The sequence below is a fragment of the Acidovorax sp. LjRoot117 genome, from assembly GCF_964252695.1.
Classification (GTDB): domain Bacteria; phylum Pseudomonadota; class Gammaproteobacteria; order Burkholderiales; family Burkholderiaceae_C; genus Acidovorax.
The window spans coordinates 25,742-45,955 of record NZ_CAXUPO020000007.1; the positions used below are offsets into that span (position 1 = coordinate 25,742).

The following is a 20,214-nucleotide window of genomic DNA, read 5'->3' on the forward strand; positions in this document are numbered from 1 at the left end:
TTGAGGCGCGGTGGTAGGGAGGACTGGGGCCATCAGTGGTAGCTGCGGCCACCGTCGACGGCGAGCACGATGCCGGTCACGAACGAGGATTCGGCGCTGCTCAGGTAGAGCGCCGCCATGGCGATTTCCTGCGGTTCGCCGATGCGCTCCAGCGCATAGCGCGGGCCCACCTGGGCGCGCAGTGCATCGGCGCTGTAGCCGCCGCGCACCATGGGGGTGTCGACGGCGCCCGGGCAGATGGTGTTCACGCGCACCAGCGGGGCCCATTCCATCGCGATGCTTTTGGAAAACGCGATCACCCCGGCTTTTGATGCGGCATAGGCGCTGCGCTGCTTGAACGGTTGCAGCCCCTGCCCGGAGGAAAGATTCACGATGGTGGCGGCGCCGGCCGCACGCAGCGCGGGCAGTGCGGCCCGGCAGACGTTGAAGGTGCCGGTAAGGTTGACGTCGATCACCCGCTTCCAGTCCTGCAGCGAGACGGCATCGGCCCAGTCGGTGTTGGCGATGCCGGCTGCGTTGACCAGGCCGTCGAGGCCGCCGAACTTGTCGGCGGCTTGCTGAACCGCGCGCTCCACGGCCTGCGGATCGGTGATGTCGGCCTCACAGGCCAGCCAGCGCGAGGCCTCTCCGGGCAAGTCGGCGGGGCGCCGCAGGTCGAGCGCCGCCACCTGCGCCCCAGCGCGCAGGAACAGTTCGGCGATCGCCCGCCCGATGCCGGACGCCGCTCCCGTCACGAGCACGCGCCGGCCTGCGAGGCGGCCCGACAACTGCGCGTCAGCGGGGTGAAAAGGAGGGTGGGAGGTGTTGGATGTCATGGAATGGTGGAATGCTGAAATGGGTTACCAGTCGGCAGGTAAATCGATGGGGTAAAAAAAGAGGGTGGGGTTCTGCGCGCCGTGGGTTATGCCGCAGCGGCACCCTTGTCGATGACCAGCCCGTGCAAAAGCATGTCCACGAACTGCTGCATGACCTCGACCGCGCTGAGCTTGCCGTCGGGCCGGTGCCACCGTGGCATCTGGTTGAGCGCGGACAGCAGGAAGCGGCCGGCCATGGCGGGATCGACCGCGCGCATCTCGCCCGCGGCGATGCCTTCGGCGATGCATTGGCGCAGCAGGCCTTCGTAGGAGTCGCGCAGCTTGAGCGCCACCATGCGTTGACCGCCGGTGGCGGCCTGCCAGAAGGCGTTGGAGCCCGCGATCCACCGGTCGCGCCCATGGTCCTGCACATGGGCCGAGGCTTCCATGAAGGCCCGCACGCGCGCCGTAGGCCCCTTGGCCTGGGCCACGGCGGCCGCGACCTGGTCGTGCAGCAGCTGGATCGACTCCAGCACGATGCGCTCGTACAGCGCATCCTTGTTCGGAAAGTAGTAGTACAGCGCCGCCTTGGTGATGCTGGCTGCCTCCGCGATGTCGCGCAGCGAGGTACGGTCGTAGCCGTGCTGCGCGAACAGGCGCCGCGCGATGGCCAGCAGCTGGTTCTCGCGCGAGTCCAGCGGATCGGGGGCTTGCGCGGTGGCGGCAGGTTTGGCTTGCATCATGGGCCTGAGCGTTGAGGTGGGTCAGCGGCCTTGGTAGACCGGCTGGCGCTTTTCCAGGAAGGCCATCTGGGCTTCGCGGGCGTCCTCGGTCTTGGACAGCGCCACGGTGTTGCCCTGTTCGTAGCGGTACGCTTCGCGCGCCGGCATGGCCAGGGTCATGCGGGCGGCCTCCTTGGCCAGGCGCAGTGCGACCGGGCTCTTGGCGGCGATCTCGCGGGCGATGCCCATGGCATAGGGCATGAGTTCGGCGGCGGGCAGGCAGGCCTCGACCAGGCCCAGCCGGTACAGCTCCTGCGCAGAGACCTGCATGCCGGTGTAGAACATGCGGCGCGCGCGCGACTGGCTGAAGTACCGCTGCAAAAAGGTCACGCCACCGGCCAGGCCGACGTTGATCTCGGGCATGGACACGTAGGCGTCTTCCGAGGCGACCCAGATGTCGGCCCCCATCACCAGGCCGAATCCCGCGCCCAGGGCGGGGCCGTTGATGGCGGCGATGATGGGCTTGGCGCATTCGACCATGGCGTAGTGGCATTCCCGCGTGAGGCGGTTGTGGCGGCCGTAGGCGCCAGGCGTGCCTGCGAGGTGGGGGCGCTCGCGGATGTCGGCGCCGGCGGAGAACGCCTTGCCTGCACCCGTGATCACGATGCACTCCACCTCGGCCATGTCGCTCAGCGTGTCGAAGCACTCGATGATCTCGGCCCGCAACTCGGCATTCTGGGCGTTGACCGGTGGACGGTTCAGCGTGACGAGGGCGATGGCGTCCTCGATCTGCAGTTGCAGGTGCTGGAATTGCATGGTGGGGATTCCTTTCACGTTCAGCGCGTGGAGATCAGCGCATCGAGGCAGACGCCGCCCTGGGTCTGCACGACGAAGGGGTTGATGTCGATGCCGGCGAGCTGGTCGGCGTGCTGCACCGCGAACTCCGACAGCTTGCTCAAGGCCTGCGCCAGGGCCTGCAGGTCGTAGGCCGGGCCACCGCGCCAGCCCTTGAGCAGGGCCGATGCGCGCACGGAGTCCACCAGGGCCAGGCCCTGGTCAGGGGTGAGGGGCGCAGAGGCGAACGCCACGTCCTTGTAAAGCTCCACCGCCGTACCACCCAGCCCGAACATCACCATCGGGCCGAACACCGGGTCCATGTGGATTCCGATGATGGTCTCCACGCCGCCGCGCACCATGGGCGCGATCAGCACGCCGTCGATGCGCGCCTGGGGGGCGCGCTCGGCAGCGCGGCTTTGCAAGGTGCCGTACGCGGCGGCCACCTCATCGGCATTCTGCAGGCCCACCATCACGCCGCCGATTTCGGTCTTGTGCGGGATGTCGGCTGAAACGATCTTGGCCACCACGGGGTAGCCCATCGCGTCCGCTGCCGCCACCGCATCGCCAGCGCTGGTGCAGGTGGTCTCCGGCAGCACGGGAATGCCTGCAGCGCCGAGCAGGGCCTTGGCCTGCGTCTCTGTGGCGGCGGCGGGCAGCTGGTGGGCGGCGGGCATCGCCGGCGTGTCTGCGGTGCGCATGCCGCGGCGCAGCCGGGCCATGCGCGCGGCGCCGGCCACGGCCCGCACAGCACGGGTGGGGTCGGCAAACACTGCCACGCCAGCGGCTTCCAGGCGCTGCGTCACGCTTTCCTCGGACAGCATCACCACCACCAGCGCCTGCTCGGGGTGGGCGCGGTGGATGGCGATCAGGCGGTCTTCGGTGGCCTGAAAGCGCTGGGGCGACAGGCCCACGTGCGCGAGGTAGGCAAACAGGCTGCCGTAGGGCGCGCCGGGGCGCAGCATGGTCTCTATGGTGCGTGCGATGCCGTCGGGCACGGCCGTGACCTGGGCCGTGGTGTCAAACGGGTTGGCGGGCACGGCGTAGGGGAGCAAGTCACGCAGGCTGCTGGCGGCATCGTCGGTGAGCGGTGGAAGGCCCATGCCCAGTTCGGTCGCGTTGTCCGCCATCAGGATGCCGATGCCGCCCGAGCCGGTCATGATGCCGATGTCCTCGTTGGCGGGCAGGGTGCCGATCACCGCGCACAGGTGCGCGAGGTCCAGCATTTCTTCCACGGACTGGGCGCGGTGCGCGCCGCATTCGGCAAACACGGCGTCGTAGACCGCGTCGTTGCCCGCCAGCGATCCGGTGTGGGTGGCTGCCGCCGCCGCACCCACGTCGGTGCTGCCGATCTTCATGATCACGACAGGCTTGCCTGCAGCTGCGGCCTTGCGCAGTGCCGCCCGCAGGCGGGCGCCATCCTTGCAGGCTTCGAGGGCCGCGCAGATCACGCGGGTGTCGGGGTCTTGCGCCAGGTAGTCGATGCATTCGGCGACATCCACGTCGGCTTCATTGCCTGTGGCGATCACGCGGGACAGCCCGATGCCGCGCAGCGTCGCCATGCCATAGGTGGCCGATCCGAAGGCGCCGCTTTGCGTCGCCAGGCCGATCACCCCGTGCCTGGGCCGCAGGCCGTTGAGCGCGGTGGAGAACGTGGCGTAGAAGTTCTGGGATGGATTGAGCAGGCCCAGGGCATTGGGCCCCACCATGCGCATGCCCGCCTCGCGGCAGATGGCCACCAGGCGCGCCTGCAGCTCTGCGCCTGCGGCGTCCACCTCTGCAAAGCCGGCGGTGAAGACCTGGACCGCCTTCACGCCCTTGGCAGCGCACTCCTTGAGTGCCGCTTCCACGCCCGGCACGGGGACGGCGATGATGGCGTGGTCCACCGGGCCGGGTACATCGAGCAGGCTGGCATAGGCGGGCAGGCCCTGGATTTCAGCAGCGCCGCTGCGGTTGACGGGATGGATCCGGCCCTGGAAGCCCGCCTCCAGCAAAAAACGCAGCGGCCGGCCTCCAATGCGTTCGGGGTCGGACGATGCGCCGATCAAGGCGACGGAGCTGGGGAAGAAGAGGGGGTGCAGGGGATGCATGGCGTGGGGGATCGGGTCGTTGCGCATGGACTGTGCCTCACAGGAGTGCGTGGGTCACGCCGCCGTCGACCAGCAGCGATTCACCGGTCACGAAGCTGCTGTCGTCGCTGGCCAGGAAGCTGGCGGCGGCGGCGATGTCGCCGACCTGGCCCAGCCGGCCCAGGGGCGTGCGGGCGATCCGCTTGGCTTCCATGTCCGGGTTCACGTTGATGCGCACACCTTCGGTGACCACCGAGCCGGGGCAGATGGCGTTGACGCGGATGCCCTGGGGCCCCAGGTCCACCGCTGCCGAGCGCGTGAGTCCCAGCACGCCGGCCTTGACCCCGCAATAGACCATGCCGGACGGAATGCCCAGGAAGCCGGCCGCCGAAGCGATGTTGACGATGGAGCCGCCGCCCGAGCGCGCCATGGCCGCGGCGCCCACCTGGGTGCCCCAGACGACCGAATGAAAGCCCGTGCCGGTCATGCGTGCCAGGGTCTCCGGGGTGATGGCATCGATGGGGCCGTAGCGCACCCAGATGGCGTTGTTCACCAGGATGTCGAAGCGGCCGAACTGCCGCTCCAGGTCTTGCACCGCGTTTTCGAACGTTGCGCGTTGCGCGACGTCGCCGGCGTAGGCCACGGCCTGTGCGCCTTGGTCGCGTAGCGACCGGGCCGCCTGTTCGGCGTTTTCGCCCTTGATGTCCAGCAGACCGATGGTGGCGCCTTCGGCGGCGAACCTTTCGCAGATGGCGCGTCCGATGCCTTGAGCACCACCTGTGACCAGGGCAACCTTGCCCTTCAAACGAGCTTGCATGTGTATCTCCGTTGTTCAAATAATTCTACCGGCCGGTTAGTAAAAAGGTATAGTGCAAAAAACTAAGGAGATACCCTATGCAAGACCAGGAACTGAGCCGCCAAGTGGCTGAACTGATGGACCGCGAAGCGATCCGTGAATGCATGAACCGCTACTGCCGGGGCATTGACCGCCAGGACGAGGCCGCCTTGCGCGGTGCCTACTGGCCCGACGCCACGGACCGCCACGGCCCTTACCAGGGCAGCGCCACCGGGTTCATCGACTGGGCGTTGAAGAAGCTTGCGGCGGACAGCGAGCGGTCGATCCACAACATCACCAACATGTCGATCACATTGGCCGGCACGCAGGCGGGCGTGGAAACCTATTTCCTGGCGCTGCAGCGCGACCGCGACCCGCAAGGCGTCGCGCGCGAGGTGTTCCTGGCCGGCCGCTATGTGGACCGCTTCGAAAAGCGGGGCGGCGAATGGCGCATTGCCGCGCGCACCGTGGTGTACGACTGGCTGCGCGATCTGGGGGCCCCGGGTGTCACCGAGGCAGAGCATTTCGGCGCGGTGCGCCAGCCGCTGGGCTCCCTGTACGGCAGCGATCCGGTCTATGCGCTGCTGGCGTCCTTGAAACCCTGAACTCACCTGACCTGGCCATGGCCCTCGCGCCAGCGACTGTCAAATCTGCTGCGCGCGCGCTGGCGCTGCTGGAGTACTTCCGCAGCGAACGCGCGCCGCGGTCGCTCAAGGCCATCGTCGAGGCGCTTGGCTATCCCCAGTCCAGCACGACGGCGCTGCTCAAGAGCCTGACGACGGAGGGCTACCTGAACTACGACCGCGTTCACCGCTTGTACTTCCCGACGCTGCGCGTGGTGGCGCTGGGCGACTGGATCGAGCCTGTGCTGATGGGTGGCAACGGCCAACTGCTCGAAGCCATGCGCGATGTGCACAACGCCACCGGAGAGACCGTCTCGCTGGGCCTGCTCAACGATGTCTACCTGCAGCATGTGCGCATCATCCAGTCGGTGCATGCGATGCGTTTCCATACCGAAGAAGGGACCATGCGGCCGGCGGTCAGATCGTCCCTGGGCTGGCTGCTGTTGTCCACGCACACGGCGGAGCAAATAGAGCGCCTGGTGCGCCGCGCGAACATCGCGATCAACAAGCCTGCAGAGCGCGTGGATGTGGACGCCATGGTCGCGCACATCCTGTCGATCAAGGGGCAATCGCAGATCTACGTGGAGGGCATGCCGTTTGCGGACGGCGCGACGATGTGCGCTCTGCTGCCGGTGGCCATCAACGGGCAGCCCGTGGTGCTGGGGCTCGGCGGCAGCCTGGAGCGCATGCGTGCCCATCAGAAGGCCTACGCAGCGGCCTTGCGCCGTGCCGTGGCCTCCATATCACCCTGCGGCAAGGCCACTGGCTGAACTGAATGCACGAGGCGGCAGGCGGTAGCGCCGCCGGCCGCACTCTCCGGTTCACCCGTCAGGCAGCGATGGCCTGGTCCTGCTTGCGCGCAGGCTCGATGTGGTGGCCGGCGTAGCCGTTGGCCGCGGCGGCCGCGCAGTGCTCGCGGTACATCTTGAAGCCGCCGATGAACTGGGTCAGGCCCTGGGGCTTGCCTTCCACGTTGGCGCCGACCCACCAGGTCTTGGCCTTGTTGATCAGCGAATGCCGTGCCAGCGTGTACACCAGCTCCATCCAGTTGTCTTCGGTCTTGCGGGTGGGCTCGATGCTGCCCATGCCGTTCTTGCGCAGGTAGAGGATGGCGTCGGCGATCCAGTCCACGTCGTTCTCGCTCATGCGGATGATGTTGGCGAGCGCCGCGGGGCCGTTGGGGCCGGTGGTCATGAACAGGTTGGGAAAGCCTTCGAGCATGATGCCCAGATGCGAGCGGGGGCCGTTCTGCCATTTCTCCTGCACCGTGCGGCCGCCGCGCCCCACCACGTCAAAGGCCAGCAATGCGCCGGTCAGGCCGTCGTAGCCGGTGGCCAGGATCAGGATGTCGAGTTCCGTTTCTCCCGCCGCGGTGCGGATGCCCTTCTCGGTGGCTTCGAGAATGGGGTCCGTGATGCAGTCCATCAGGTGGACGTTCGGCAGGTTGTACGTCTCGTAGTATCCGGTGTCCAGGCAGGGGCGGCGCGCAAAGATCGGGTAACCCTGGGGCTTGAGCTTTTCTGCAGTGACCGGGTCGGTCACGACTTCGGCGATCTTGCCGCGCACGAAGTTGGCCACGTGCTCGTTGGCCTCCTCGTTGATCATCAGGTCGCCGAACGTGCCCAGCATGGCCAGGCCGCCCTGTTTCCAGGAGTCTTCCAGCAGGGCCTGGCGCTGGGCCGGGGTGACGGTGAAGAATGCCCGTGTGGACAAGGGGCGCGCGCCGCCGATCACGCTGTTGCGGGCCACCTCGCGGATACCCGCATAGTGGCGCTTGACCTCTGCCATGTACTCGGGTTCGATCGGTACGTTGCGCATGGGCATGGTGAAGCTGGGCGTGCGCTGGAATACGAAGAGCTCGCCCGCCTGGCGGCCGACTTCCTGCACGATCTGGATGCCCGTCGAGCCCGTGCCGATCACGCCCACACGCTTGCCCGTGAAGTCGACGGGTTCGTGCGGCCAGCGGGCGGCATGCAGCAGCCGGCCCTTGAAGCGCTCCAGCCCGTCGATCTCCGGCTTCTTGGGAACCGACAGCGGCCCCGTCGCCATGATGCAGTAGGGAGCTTCCCAGGTGGCGCCGCTCGCGGTCGTCACCGTCCATACCTGGCGCGCTTCATCCCATACCGCATTGTTGATGCGGGTGTTGAACTGGTAGTGGCGGCGCAGGTCGAGCCGCGTCGCCACGAAGTCGATGTAGCGCAGTAGCTCGGGCTGGGCCGCGTACTGCTCGGACCAGGTCCACTCCTGCTCGATCTCGGGCGAGAAGGAGTAGCTGTAGTCGATGCTGGGCAGGTCGACGCGCGCGCCGGGGTAGCGGTTCCAGTACCAGACACCGCCCACGTCGCCCCCGGCCTCGAAGGCCTGGAGCGAGAGCCCGAGCTGGTTGAACTTGTGGACGGCGTACATGCCCCCGAACCCGCCGCCGACGATGATCACGTCGACCTGCTGGGGTGCGGTGCTGTTGGTGGAATGCTGGGCGGGTGCTGCGGAAGTTGATGGCATGAATGTCTCCTGTGATCGTTCTTGAAGGGCGCAGTGTCCCCAGGCTATGAAGGGCACCGAAACCTCTGGCAGTCATGATGCCAATTAACTGGCCGGCCGGCAAGTAGAACGGCAATGCCATGACGAACAATCACATGTGTGAATTTGGTGTGTTTGGAGGTGGACCTGCGAGGCACGCCCGGCGACATGACGGGCTGCGATGCGAAGCGGCTGTGCCCCTCGTCTCACGCCAGCAGGCTTTCGACTGGTGGTTGCTGGTGTGGCAGGGGGCACGCAATGCCCTCGGGCCGACACGCCCGCGCCCCGTCACTGGCCCGAACGTGCATCGAGCCCACCTGTTGAACCACCTTCACAGCCGCTGCCGGTAGGCGGCGGGCGTCTCCCCGAAGGTGCGCTTGAACACGGTGATGAAAGCGCTGGCCGTGGCATAGCCCAGGTCCAGCGCGATGCTGTTGACGGGCACATTGGCGGCCAGCATCTCCAGCGAGCGCATGAGCCGTGCGCGTTGGCGCCATGCCGAGAAGTTGAAACCCGTTTCCTCGACGAAGCGCCGGCTCAGCGTGCGCGCGCTGAGGGCCGCCCACCGGGCCCACGCTGGAAGGTCCCGTCCGTCTGCCGGGTCGGCGATGAGCGCGCGGGCAATGCGCTGCAGGCGCGCGTCCCGGGGCAAGGGCAGGCCCAGGGGCTCGACCGGCAGCGTGCGGATCTCGTCCAGGATCACCCCGGCCACACGCAACTGGCCTGCATCCAGCGGGCCCTGAGGCCATTCGGCTGCGCGCAGCACCGCTTCGCGCAGCAGGCCCGAGGTGCGCAGCGTGCACGGCTTGGCGGGCAGCCCCTTGCAGGCGGCCGGCTCGACATACACGCTCCAGCCGTGGAAGGGGCCGTGCGACTGCGCCGCATGCAGGTGGTGCGGCGGCAGCCACACGGCATGGATGGCGGGTACGACCCACACCGCGTCCTCCACCTTGACGGAAATCAGCCCGCGCAGCGACCCGAAGAGCTGCCCGCGCGCGTGCTGGTGCGGCTCGGTCATGCGCTCGCCATCCTGCGTGCCGGCGAGGGCGATGACCATGGGGCCCTGCGGCGCATCGATGGTGGCGAGGGCGAGCTTCAAATCGTTCGAACCGTTCAGGTCAGGCATGCGAGATGGAGGCGTATCGAAATGGCGGATGAAAGCAATCAGTTGGCGATTTCAGTGTACAGCCGCCATGTGAATGCATCTTATTCTTGTTTGCATCGCATCAACAGGAGTCAGGCCATGCGCGCACAGGATGTTCTTCCGGACCATGTCAACGAAGTGGAGGTGGGCGGTATCACCGTCCGCAAGGGCTCGGTGGGGGCCTTCCTCGCCAATGCGCGGGTGTTGCAGGACCCCACTGCACCCGCCGCGGCGCGCGCTGCCGCAGCGGGCGATATACAGGCGTTGGCGCCTGCACTGCGCGCGCTGGGGCTGTTCGAGGTGCTGGAGGTCCGGGACCCGCACTTGCGGGCCCTGGTGGCGCCCCCTGCGGCCGGGCCGGGCAGGCCTGATGCTCCCGACCTCGATGCGCTGTACTCGCCGCCGTCCGAGATGATCCAGAAGGCGGTGCTCGACCGCCTCATCGGTTTTCATGAAAGCTACCTGAAGGCCGCGACGTTTTTCTGCCTGGCCACGGGCAGCGGCGAGGGGCTCGATGCCTCTGCGCGCGGCGGCCCGCCGGGCTTCGTGCACGTGCTGGATGCGCATACGGTGGCCTTTGCCGACTGGCCGGGCAACAACCGCATCGAATCGTTGCGCAACCTGGAGCGCGACGACCGCGTGGGCATGCTCTTCATCTTTCCGGGGCTGGAGGTGTTCCTGCGCATCAACGGCCACGGCAGGGTGTCCACCGCGCCGGAGCTGCTGGCCGAATTGGCAGAACAGGGGCGCACACCCAAGGCCGCGACGGTGGTGGCCATCACCGAAGTGCTCATGCACTGCGGCAAGGCGGTGAACCGCGCCAGACTGTGGGCCCCGGCGTCGCAGGTGGACCGCACTGCGCTGCCCACGGTGGGGCAGATGCTGGCAGAGGTGACGCGGCTGGGGGGTGCCACCGCACCGATCGGCGACGAGCAGGTGGGGCAGATCAACGCGAACTACGACCACGAGGTGCGGCATGCGCTTTACTGAAGACCGGGTGCCGGGCCTGCTGGAACGTGCGTTCGACAGGCTGCTGCTGCGCAGTGCACGGGTGGCTGCGGTGCACAGGGTGTCGGATCGCTTTCGGCTCATCGATCTGGAAGGCGATGCCCTGCAGGGCGCGGCCTGGGCAGCGGGGCACAAGCTGCAGGTCAAGGTGGCCGGGCCGTTCACCGCGCGCACGTTCACCCCCATCGTGTTCGATGCGGTGCGCGGGCATGTGCGCCTGCTGGGCTACGCGCATGGAGCCGGGCCTGGCAGCGACTGGCTGCGGCGTGTGCAGGCGGGCGATGCCTGCCAGGTGTTCGGCCCGCACCGCTCGCTGGCGTTGGGAGATCTGGCCGGGCCGGTGGTGTTGCATGGGGACGAGACGCCGTTCGGCCTGGCGGCTGCCGTTGCGGCCGCCATGGGCGCGAGGGCACAGCCCCGCTGCGTGCTCACGGGGCGCGCGCAGTCGATCCAGCAGGCACGCCAGGCACTCAAGGGGCGCGGCGTGCCGGCATCGTGCATCGTGGCCAAGGCGTACTGGGCGCCCGGCAAGACCGGTATGGACTGAGCGCCCGTGGCCGGCGGCATGAGGTGCTGGCGCGCGATGCATGCCAGGGCGGGGGCTTGGGTGCACCCCTCCCGACGTCCGCATGAGCGTCAGCGCGCTTTATCCGATCGTCATCAGGCTGGCATTGCCGCCCGCCGCCGCCGTGTTCACGCTCAGCGCACGCTCGATCACCAGGCGCTCCAGCGGCACCTCGGTGCTGCCCGGGGGCATGCCCGTGACGGCGACGATGGGGCCGGGGCGGCGGGCAAGCTGTTCGCACACTTTGCGTAAAGCCTCGGGCGTGCCATGGTGCAGCACGGCAGCCAGGTCGGTGGTGCCGTCGGCCAATGCGTTGGGCGCGATCGCGATGCGCGCCTGCAATTCGGCGGGCAGGGTGGTGCGCAGGGCGGTGTGGGCGTCGCTCCACACGGCCTTGCCGCCGCTGGCCAGCACCGCGGCCAGCTGGGTCCACAGGTCTTCCTGCGCGGCAGCGATGCACAGCACGGTGGCACGCGGCAGCAGGCTGTAGACGTTGCGCTCGCCCGTGGGCCCGGGCAGGGTGCGCGCGGTGCCGGTTTGGGTCTCGGCGGCAAAGCGGCGGCAGGTGGCGGCCAGGGGGGCGTGCCCCGCCGCCTGCGCCCATCGCTCCAGGGCGTGCAGGGGGCTCAGCAGTGTTTCGCGCGCGGCCATGTCTGGCGCGGCGATGCGGTCCGCGGCGGCGAATGTCTGCGCCAGTGCGGCGGCCGGGCGCTGGGCCAGCAGCCGCAGCAGGTACAGCGGGCCGCCAGCTTTGGGGCCTGTGCCCGACAGGCCTTCGCCGCCAAAGGGCTGCACGCCCACCACCGCGCCTACCATGTTGCGGTTGACGTACACATTGCCGGCGTGCGCGCGGTCGACCACGCGAGCGATGGTTTCGTCGATGCGGGTGTGCACGCCCTGGGTCAGGCCGTAGCCGGTGGCGTTGATCTGCTCGAGCAGCTGGTCCAGGTCCTTGCGTGCATAGCGCACCAGGTGCAGCACGGGGCCGAAGACCTCGCGCTGCAGCTCGCCGATGCTGTTCAGTTCGATGAGCGTGGGCGGCACGAAGGTGCCCTGTGCGGCCTCGGCTGCATCGCTGCGGCAGTGCTGGAACACGCGCTGGCCGCGGCTCTTGAAGGCGTCGATGTGTTGGGTGATACCCGCCTGGGCCTCGGCGTCGATCACCGGGCCCACGTCCACCGCCAGCGCTGCGGGGTTGCCCATGCGCAGCTCGCCCATGGCGCCCTGCAGCATCTCGACCACGCGGTCGGCGGCGTCGTCTTGCACGCACAGCACGCGCAGTGCGGAGCAGCGCTGGCCCGCGCTGTCGAAGGCTGACGAGACCGCGTCGGTGACCACCTGCTCCACCAGGGCGGACGAGTCCACGATCATCGCGTTTTGCCCGCCCGTTTCGGCGATCAGCGGGATGGGGCGGCCGGCGGCATCCAAGCGGCCGGCGATGGTGCGCTGCAGGATGCGCGCGACCTCGGTGGAGCCGGTGAACATGACGCCCATGGCGCGGGAGTCGCCGATCAGGCGTGCACCCACGGTCTCGCCCTGGCCGGGCAGCAATTGCACTGCGCCGCGCGGCACGCCGGCCTGCCACAGCAGGCGCACGGCCTCGGCGGCGACGAGTGGCGTCTGCTCGGCGGGTTTGGCCAGCACGGGGTTGCCGGCGGCCAGCGCTGCGGCCACCTGGCCCATGAAGATGGCCAGCGGAAAGTTCCAGGGGCTGATGCAGGCCACGGGGCCCAGCGGGATGTGCGTGGCGTTGTCGAAGGTGCTCTCCACCTGCGCCGCGTAGTAGCGCAAGAAGTCCACCGCCTCGCGCACCTCGGCGATGGCGTTGCTGGCGCTCTTGCCGGCCTCGCGCATCAGCAGGCCCATCAGCGGCTGCAGGCGCGCTTCGAGCAGGTCGGCGGTGCGCTGCAGGGCGGCGGCGCGTTCGGCAGGGCCGGTGGCGGCCCAGGCCGGTGCGGCTTGCTGTGCGTTCTTCAGCGCCTGGTCCACGTCGTCGGCCGTGGCCTCCTGCACATGGCCGACCACGTCGCGCAGGTCGGCGGGGTTGCGCACGGGCGTGGCCGGGCCGGCGGGCACATCGGTGGCCAGCAGCGGGCCGGCAGTCCAGCCGTGCAGGGCGCTGGACTGCAGCGTGGCGGCGAGTTGCGCCAGTGTGGCATCGCTGGCGATGTCGAGCCCTTGCGAGTTGGTGCGGCCGCTGCCGTAGAGCGCCGCTGGCAGCGGAATACGCGGGTGGGGCAGGCCGGCCGTGCCTTCGCGGGCGGCCGCTTCGTCCACCACCTGCACGGGGCTGCGCACCAGATCGGCCAAGGCGATGGTCTCGTCGGCAATGCGGTTCACGAAGGAGGTGTTGGCACCGTTCTCCAGCAGGCGGCGCACCAGGTAGGCCAGCAGCGTCTCGTGCGTGCCCACCGGGGCGTAGATGCGGCACGGCCGGCCCAGGCCGGCCTTTCCTGTTTCTCGGCCGAGCTTGCCCGCACCGATGGCGCCCACCACCTGCTCGTACAGCGGCTCGCCCATGCCGTGCAGGCACTGAAACTCGTACTGCCCCGCGTAGTAGTTGCTGCCCGCCAGGTGGTAGATGGTGGCCAGGGTCTCGGCGTTGTGCGTGGCGAACTGTGGGTACACGGCCTCGGGTGCGGCCAGCAGCTTGCGCGCGCAGGCCACGTAGGAGACATCGGTGTGCACCTTGCGGGTGTAGACCGGGTAGTCGGCCAGGCCGTCGATCTGGGCGCGCTTGATCTCGCTGTCCCAATAGGCGCCCTTGACCAGGCGCACCATGAGGCGGCGGCGGGAGCGGCGCGCCAGGTCGATGACGAAATCGATCACATACGGGCAGCGCTTTTGGTAGGCCTGGATCACGAAGCCGATGCCGTTCCAGCCCGCCAGGCTGGGCTCGTGGCACAGGCGCTCGAGCAGGTCGAGTGAGATTTCCAGGCGGTCGGCTTCTTCGGCGTCGATGTTGATGCCGATGTCGTAGCTCTTGGCCAACTCGGTCAGGCGCAGAACCAGCGGGTAGAGCTCGTCCATCACGCGTGCGAACTGCGCGCGGCTGTAGCGCGGGTGCAGGGCCGACAGCTTGATCGAGATGCCCGGGCCTTCATAAATGCCCCGCCCGGCCGATGCCTTGCCGATGGCGTGGATGGCCTGCTCGTACGAGGCGTAGTAGCGCTCGGCGTCGGCCGTGGTCAGGGCCGCCTCGCCCAGCATGTCGTAGGAGTAGCGAAAGCCTTCGGCCTCCATGCGGCGCGCGTTGGAAAGGGCCTCGGCAATGGTCTCGCCGGTGACGAACTGCTCGCCCATCATGCGCATGGCCATGTCCACGCCCTTGCGGATCAGCGGCTCGCCGCCCCGGCCGATGAGCCGGCCCAGCGATGCGCCCAGGCTGCCTTCGCTGTGTGTTGCCACCAGTTTGCCGGTGATGAGCAGGCCCCAGGTGGCCGCGTTGACGAAGAGCGAGGGGCTCTTGCCCAGGTGGGGCTCCCACTGGCCATTGCTGATCTTGTCGCGGATGAGCGCGTCGCGCGTGGCCGCATCGGGGATGCGCAGCAGCGCCTCGGCCAGGCACATCAGGGCCACGCCCTCCTGGGACGAGAGCGAGAACTCCTGCAGCAGCCCCTGCACGATGCCCGCGCGGCCGCTGGCGGCCTTGCGCTGGCGCAGGGCGCCGGCAATGCGCAGCGCCAGTTGCTGCGACGCCGCGGCCAAGTCCTGCGGCACGCGGGCCTGTGCCAGCAGCGGTGCCAGGGCCTCGGGCTCGGGTCGGCGGCAGGCGGCGGTGATGGCGGCGCGCAGCGGGTTGGCCAGCGGGGTGCGCGGGGCGAAGTCTGCAAAGGCGGCGGCGGTCGTTGTCATGGCGGGTTCTCGAAGAGAAATGTTCGGGCCCGACGGCTGTCAGACCCCCTGAAAACGGATCATCTCTGGAGTCGCGATGAATAAATGGTCGAAAATCGGCTTATTGACCGAATGAATCACTAGTGCCAATGACCAACGACACCGATCTGGACCGTATCGACCGCAGAATTTTGTCGATCCTGCAGGAAGACGGGCGCATTGCCAACCTCAAGCTGGCGGAGGCCGTGGCCCTGTCGCCCACCGCGGTGCTGGCGCGTGTGCAGCGGCTCACGCGGGACGGCTTCATCCTGGGCTACGAGGCGCGGCTCAACCCGCTGCGGCTGGGCGCGGGCATGCTGGTGTTTGTGGAGGTGCTGCTCGACCGCACCACGCCCAACGTGTTCGACCAGTTCAAGGCCGCCGTGCAGGTGCACCCCGAGATCATGGAGTGCCACATGGTGGCGGGTGGCTTCGACTACCTGCTCAAGACCCGTTCGGCCGACATGAATGCGTACCGCGTGTTCGCCGGGGCCGTACTGTGGCAGCTGCCCGGCGTGCGCGAGACGCGCACCTACGCCGTGATGGAAGAGGTCAAGCACACCAACCACCTCTTTCTCCATCTGTCGTGAAGCGCCGCGGCACCACAGCCGCGCCGTTGGCCCGCAGCGGCTTTCACGCGACAGCGGCGTTGGCTGGGCGGGGCAAAGCCAGCATAATGACCGGTAAATACGTCTGACTCAGGAGAAGAAACATGAAGGTCCTTCCATACGCTGCCGCAGCCCTGGTGGCTGCATTCTTCAGCCAGTCGGCCATGGCGTCGTGCTACGTGGTGTACGGCCCCGACAAGGACATCGTGTACCGCGCTCCGGAGCCACCGATCGATTTGTCCCGCCAGATCCACGAGACCTTGCCGGTGGTGGCGCCCAACTCGACGCTGGTGTTCACGCCCGACAATCACAACTGCGATCTCACCATCAACAAGCTGCCGCTCGCCTCCGCCTCCATGCGCGGTGCGCCGGGCATGCGCGCTGCACGCGCCGACCGCAGCTGAGGTATTCCTGTCACGGCTCGGACAGGCGCAGTCCCGGGCCTGAGACAATCGGGGGATGAGCGAACCGAAAGAACTATCCCCCTCGTTTGAACCCGCCGCACAAGACGGCGCAGACCTGCCCGACGGCTGGCTGCAGGTGCAGTCCATGGACCTGGACGCCCAGGGCGTGGCCCGCAAGCCCGATGGCAAGGTCGTCTTCATCGACGGCGCCCTGCCGTTCGAGCTGGTCACGGCCAACACCCACCGAAAAAAGAACAACTGGGAGCAGGCCAGCCTGACGGCGATCCACCGCGAGTCGTCACAGCGCGTGCGCCCTGGCTGCCCGCACTTCGGCCTGCACGCCGGGGCCTGCGGCGGCTGCAAGATGCAGCACCTTCACGTGGGCGCGCAGGTGGCCGTCAAGCAGCGCGTGCTGGAAGACAACCTCTGGCACCTGGGCAAGGTCAAGGCCGAAACCGTCATGCGGCCCATCGAGGGGCCCGCCTGGGGCTACCGCTACCGCGCCCGCCTGTCCGTGCGCCATGTGATCAAGAAGGGCACGGTGCTGGTGGGCTTTCATGAGCGCAAGAGCCGCTACGTGGCGGACATGCAGACCTGCAGGATCCTGCCCCCGCACGTGGATGCGATGCTGATGCCGCTGCGTGCGCTGATCGCCGGAATGGACGCGCGCGACACCTGCCCGCAGATCGAGCTGGCCTGTGGCGACACGGTGACCGCCCTGGTGCTGCGGCACCTGGAGCCGCTGAGCGCCGACGACATCGCGCGGCTGCGTGCCTTTGCCGCCGAGCACGGCGTGCAATGGTGGCTGCAGCCCAAGGGCCCGGACACGGTGAAGCTGCTCGACGAGGGCGGCGAACAGCTGTCGTACGCGCTGCCGGACTTTGGCATCACCATGCCCTTCAAGCCCACCGACTTCACGCAGGTCAACCCGCACATCAACCGGGTGCTGGTCAGTCGGGCACTGCGCCTGCTGGATGTGCAGCCGCACGAGCGCGTCATCGACTGGTTCTGCGGCCTGGGCAACTTCACACTGCCCCTGGCCACGCAGGCGCGTGAGGTGCTGGGCATCGAGGGCAGCGAGGCGCTGGTCGCCCGTTCGCGCGAAAACTATGCATTGAATCAGGCCCTGCCGCGCGGCAGTAAAGCGCTGGCAGCTACTGATTTTGTAGCACGCAATCTGTTCGAGATGACGCCTGCGATGCTGGTGGCCGACGGCTCGGCCGACAAGTGGCTGGTGGACCCGCCGCGCGAGGGCGCATTCGCGCTGGCCAAGGCGCTGGCAGACATCGAGCAGGCGCGCATCGGTGCCGAGGATGCCGGCCCGCTGCCCGCGGGCGCCGAAAGCTGGACACCCCCCCAGCGCATCGTCTACGTGAGCTGCAACCCCGCCACGCTGGCGCGGGATGCGGGCCTGCTGGTGCACAAGGCCGGTTACAAATGCATCGCTGCGGGCATGGTCAACATGTTCCCGCACACGGCGCACGTCGAGAGCATGGCGGTGTTCGAGCGGGTGTGACCGCCTGAATGAAGGATGTCAGAGGCAGGAGGAGTGCAGCCAGGCGCTGTCCTGGCCCTTCCCGCTGCCAGTCGCCAGGACGTCAGGCGCGTGCACGCCCGGGGAAGGGCGCCCTGTCAGGGCAGATCTCAACTCCTGCTGCGGCTCGCGGCAGGGTCGCGCGTCTCGGTCTCGGTGTCGATGTCGGCACTGCCCTTGCGCTCGGGCTTCTTCACTTCGCCCAGCACCGACGGCGCGCCTTCGATCTTGTTCTCGCGCATGTACGCGTCCATGTCCTTCCAGCCGGCAAAGACCGATGCCTTGGCGGCCTTGGGGTTGAGCGTGTAGCAATCCTCCAGGCCGCGCAGCGCATGGCGGCAGGCGCCGCCGATGGCCTTGGCCTCGGCATCGCGCTGCGCAACGCGCGGATCAGGGCCCAGGCCAGGGATCTTGTCGCAACCGGCCAGCAGCAGCGCGAGGGCGGCCACGGCCAGCAGGCGCAGCGGGGTGGAGGGCAGGTTGCGATACATGTACTTGCATTATCGGCAGGACTGCGCCGCTATTGAGGCTTGACCTTGGTGCGGGCTCAACAAAAAGAAAAAGGCTCCCGAAGGAGCCTTGTGGCGCACGCTGTGATGCGGCGGTTGACACTGGCACGGTAGCAGGCCAATGCACCCGTGGAACCGGGTTCGCCGGACCACCGGGTGCGCCCCTCCATGGGGAAAGCCGCGCAGCCGTTCAGGGGACGCTTACTCGCGCTCTCCACCCATGATGCCCAGCAGGGCCAGCAGGCTCTGGAACACGTTGAAAACGTCCAGGTACAGGGCCAGGGTGGCGCTGATGTAGTTGGTCTCGCCGCCGTCCAGGATCTGCTTGATGTCGTACAGCATGTAGGCGCTGAAGATGCCGATGGCCGCCATCGAGATCGCCATCATGCCCACGCTGGAGCCGACGAACACGTTGATGATGCCGCCCACCATGAGCACCATGGCGCCCACGAACAGCCACTTGCCCATGCCCGACAGGTCGCGCTTGATCACGCTGGCCAGGCTGGCCATCACGAAGAACACGCCCGCGGTGCCCGCAAAGGCGGTCATGATGAGGTCGGTGCCGTTCTTGAAGCCCAGCACCATGCCGATCAGGCGCGAGAGCATCAGGCCCATGAAGAACGTGAAGGCCAGCAGGACCGGCACGCCCGCTGCAGAACGCTTGGTCTTTTCGATCGCGAACATGAAGGCGAACGCGCCGCCCAGGAACACGATCAGGCCCACGCCGCCGCGCAGCGACTGGGTGATGCCGGTGGCCACGCCGACCCAGGCGCCGAGCACCGTGGGGATCATGCTCAGCGCGAGCAGCCAGTAGGTATTGCGAAGAACCCGGTGGCGGTCTTCCTGCGAGATGCCATAGCCCGCAGAGTGGCCCAGGGTGGTGACATGGTCATTCATCTTGTGTCTCTCCTTGTTGGCCTGCACAGCGCAGACATTGCAAATTCTAGGTGGAGACGGTTTTTGGCCTCGCAATGACCGCACCCGCTTACCTACTTTTGGTAAGGGTACTTTCACCCTGCGTAGGGGTGAGCGGCCCTGTGGATGCCGCTATGCTTGATGGTTCATTGCTCCGGCGGGCCCCTGCGGTTCGTCCGGGCGACCTTTCTTCGACTCTTTCTTTTCCTCCACCCGGACACATCCATGAAGACCAAGCACGAACTCGAACTCGCCGACGTCAAGGCCATTGCCGCCGCTGCCGAAGCCGAAGCCCTGAAGAACCAGTGGGCCGTGACCATCGCCATCGTGGACGACGGCGGTCACCTGCTGTGGCTGCAGCGCCTGGACGGCGCCGCCGCCGTGTCCTCGCACATCGCCCCCTCCAAGGCCCGCACGGCCGCCCTGGGCCGGCGCGAGAGCAAGGTGTATGAGGACATCGTCAACGGCGGCCGCACCGCGTTCCTGAGCGCGCCTGGCATCGACGGCCTGCTCGAAGGTGGCGTGCCGATCCTCAAGGACGGCCAGTGCCTGGGCGCGGTGGGCGTGAGCGGCGTGAAGTCCACCGAGGACGCGCAGGTCGCGCGTGCCGGCATCGCTGCACTGGGTCTTTGAGATTGCTATCAAATAGATAGCTTCTGGCGCTTGCCTATCAAGCGCTGGAGGGCAAATTTATTTGAATCTACCGGGTGACGCTGTCGTCGCCCACAAAAAAACCGGCTCAAGGCCGGTTTTTTGTTGTGAGCGAAGAACCCCGGGGTACAAAAAAAGCCTGGCTACGCGGGGGTGAACCCGTTGGCTGGCAAAAACGACCCTTGCGAGCTTGTTGAAAGCCCGGGAGTCGCCCCACGATGAAACTGGGTGCCGCTGGCGGCGCTATAGGTGCAAAGACCGGTCAGGCGCGGGCTGCGGCAGGTGTTGGTGATGGCTAAACGGCTGCCTTATTTGGTCAGGATCAGCTTGCCGAGCTTGGTGGCCTGCAGGCGGTAGACCGACCCGTTGTGGCTGATGGCGACGGCCTTCTGGCCCTGCAGCAGGGAGCTGCTGTCGACCGCAGCTGCGGTAGGTTCGGTGCGTTGGCTTGCTTGCCCGTCGGCGTGCGAGACCCCCTTGCTGGCAGAAGCGGGGCGCAGGATCGAAGCGGCGGTCAAAGTGGCTTGCATGGGTTTTTCCTGGTGCGTTTGATTGCGTTTTGCTAATGATAACGATTCGCAATTACAAGTCAAGCGACTGGAGTGT

Annotated in this window: 19 protein-coding genes; 8 read left to right on the top strand and 11 right to left on the bottom strand. The window is 67.7% G+C overall.

Going from position 1 to position 20,214, the window contains the following annotated elements; all coding sequences use genetic code 11:
• Window positions 1–32: 32 nt before the first annotated feature.
• From ACSQ3D_RS17945 to ACSQ3D_RS17965, 5 genes are all read right to left on the bottom strand, one after another.
• Window positions 33–815 (bottom strand): SDR family NAD(P)-dependent oxidoreductase, encoded by a 783-nt coding sequence (locus ACSQ3D_RS17945; RefSeq protein ID WP_436127803.1) that lies wholly within the window; start codon window positions 813–815, stop codon window positions 33–35.
• An 86-nt stretch (window positions 816–901) separates the two neighbouring features.
• The gene (locus ACSQ3D_RS17950; RefSeq protein ID WP_436127804.1) at window positions 902–1,537 is read right to left on the bottom strand and encodes a TetR/AcrR family transcriptional regulator; all 636 of its coding nucleotides are present in this window, start codon (window positions 1,535–1,537) and stop codon (window positions 902–904) included.
• 21 nt (window positions 1,538–1,558) lie between these two features.
• A complete protein-coding gene (locus ACSQ3D_RS17955) occupies window positions 1,559–2,332 on the bottom strand; it encodes an enoyl-CoA hydratase/isomerase family protein (RefSeq protein ID WP_436127805.1) in 774 nt (257 codons plus the stop codon).
• Between the two features lie 20 nt (window positions 2,333–2,352).
• On the bottom strand, window positions 2,353–4,440 hold the full coding sequence (locus ACSQ3D_RS17960; protein WP_436127806.1) for an acetate--CoA ligase family protein: 2,088 nt from the start codon (window positions 4,438–4,440) through the stop codon (window positions 2,353–2,355).
• 37 nt (window positions 4,441–4,477) lie between these two features.
• Window positions 4,478–5,236 (bottom strand): SDR family NAD(P)-dependent oxidoreductase, encoded by a 759-nt coding sequence (locus ACSQ3D_RS17965; protein ID WP_436127807.1) that lies wholly within the window; start codon window positions 5,234–5,236, stop codon window positions 4,478–4,480.
• A gap of 77 nt (window positions 5,237–5,313) precedes the next feature.
• Between ACSQ3D_RS17965 and ACSQ3D_RS17970 the strand changes: the two genes are divergently transcribed.
• Window positions 5,314–5,859, top strand: coding sequence for a nuclear transport factor 2 family protein (locus ACSQ3D_RS17970; protein ID WP_436127808.1), 546 nt, complete (start codon window positions 5,314–5,316; stop codon window positions 5,857–5,859).
• 17 nt (window positions 5,860–5,876) lie between these two features.
• Entirely contained in the window at window positions 5,877–6,647 is a 771-nt protein-coding gene (locus ACSQ3D_RS17975; protein ID WP_436127809.1) for an IclR family transcriptional regulator, read from the top strand.
• A gap of 58 nt (window positions 6,648–6,705) precedes the next feature.
• On the opposite strand, the gene ACSQ3D_RS17980 is transcribed toward ACSQ3D_RS17975, so the two are convergent.
• Window positions 6,706–8,379 carry a flavin-containing monooxygenase gene (locus ACSQ3D_RS17980; protein ID WP_436127810.1) on the bottom strand — a complete coding sequence of 558 codons (1,674 nt, stop codon included), beginning with the start codon at window positions 8,377–8,379 and terminating at the stop codon, window positions 6,706–6,708.
• Between the two features lie 349 nt (window positions 8,380–8,728).
• Window positions 8,729–9,454 (bottom strand): AraC family transcriptional regulator, encoded by a 726-nt coding sequence (locus ACSQ3D_RS17985; protein ID WP_162240423.1) that lies wholly within the window; start codon window positions 9,452–9,454, stop codon window positions 8,729–8,731.
• Window positions 9,455–9,865: 411 nt separating this feature from the next.
• On the opposite strand from ACSQ3D_RS17985, the gene ACSQ3D_RS17990 reads away from it, so the two are divergent.
• Window positions 9,866–10,531: an MSMEG_1061 family FMN-dependent PPOX-type flavoprotein gene (locus ACSQ3D_RS17990; protein ID WP_436127923.1), complete on the top strand. Its 666-nt coding sequence runs from the start codon at window positions 9,866–9,868 to the stop codon at window positions 10,529–10,531.
• The gene (locus ACSQ3D_RS17995; RefSeq protein WP_436127811.1) at window positions 10,518–11,096 is read left to right on the top strand and encodes a hypothetical protein; all 579 of its coding nucleotides are present in this window, start codon (window positions 10,518–10,520) and stop codon (window positions 11,094–11,096) included. Before ACSQ3D_RS17990 ends, ACSQ3D_RS17995 begins: the two co-directional genes overlap by 14 nt.
• Before the next feature lie 99 nt (window positions 11,097–11,195).
• On the opposite strand, the gene putA is transcribed toward ACSQ3D_RS17995, so the two are convergent.
• Entirely contained in the window at window positions 11,196–14,969 is a 3,774-nt protein-coding gene (gene putA, locus ACSQ3D_RS18000; RefSeq protein ID WP_436127812.1) for a trifunctional transcriptional regulator/proline dehydrogenase/L-glutamate gamma-semialdehyde dehydrogenase, read from the bottom strand.
• A gap of 128 nt (window positions 14,970–15,097) precedes the next feature.
• Between putA and ACSQ3D_RS18005 the strand changes: the two genes are divergently transcribed.
• From ACSQ3D_RS18005 to rlmD, 3 genes are all read left to right on the top strand, one after another.
• Complete coding sequence (locus tag ACSQ3D_RS18005) at window positions 15,098–15,577, top strand: Lrp/AsnC ligand binding domain-containing protein (protein WP_056171968.1); 480 nt, start codon at window positions 15,098–15,100, stop codon at window positions 15,575–15,577.
• A 122-nt stretch (window positions 15,578–15,699) separates the two neighbouring features.
• Window positions 15,700–15,999 (top strand): hypothetical protein, encoded by a 300-nt coding sequence (locus ACSQ3D_RS18010; protein WP_056171966.1) that lies wholly within the window; start codon window positions 15,700–15,702, stop codon window positions 15,997–15,999.
• A gap of 55 nt (window positions 16,000–16,054) precedes the next feature.
• Entirely contained in the window at window positions 16,055–17,515 is a 1,461-nt protein-coding gene (gene rlmD, locus ACSQ3D_RS18015) for a 23S rRNA (uracil(1939)-C(5))-methyltransferase RlmD (protein WP_436127813.1), read from the top strand.
• A gap of 128 nt (window positions 17,516–17,643) precedes the next feature.
• On the opposite strand, the gene ACSQ3D_RS18020 is transcribed toward rlmD, so the two are convergent.
• Together ACSQ3D_RS18020 and ACSQ3D_RS18025 are read right to left on the bottom strand one after the other, a co-directional pair.
• Window positions 17,644–18,024: a hypothetical protein gene (locus tag ACSQ3D_RS18020; RefSeq protein WP_396504511.1), complete on the bottom strand. Its 381-nt coding sequence runs from the start codon at window positions 18,022–18,024 to the stop codon at window positions 17,644–17,646.
• A 219-nt stretch (window positions 18,025–18,243) separates the two neighbouring features.
• Window positions 18,244–18,939 (bottom strand): Bax inhibitor-1/YccA family protein, encoded by a 696-nt coding sequence (locus ACSQ3D_RS18025; protein ID WP_056413876.1) that lies wholly within the window; start codon window positions 18,937–18,939, stop codon window positions 18,244–18,246.
• 243 nt (window positions 18,940–19,182) lie between these two features.
• Here ACSQ3D_RS18025 and ACSQ3D_RS18030 point away from each other — a divergent pair, with 243 nt between their 5' ends.
• Entirely contained in the window at window positions 19,183–19,590 is a 408-nt protein-coding gene (locus ACSQ3D_RS18030) for a GlcG/HbpS family heme-binding protein (protein WP_436127814.1), read from the top strand.
• 326 nt (window positions 19,591–19,916) lie between these two features.
• On the opposite strand, the gene hemP is transcribed toward ACSQ3D_RS18030, so the two are convergent.
• Entirely contained in the window at window positions 19,917–20,138 is a 222-nt protein-coding gene (gene hemP / locus ACSQ3D_RS18035; protein WP_056413745.1) for a hemin uptake protein HemP, read from the bottom strand.
• Window positions 20,139–20,214 lie beyond the last annotated feature (76 nt).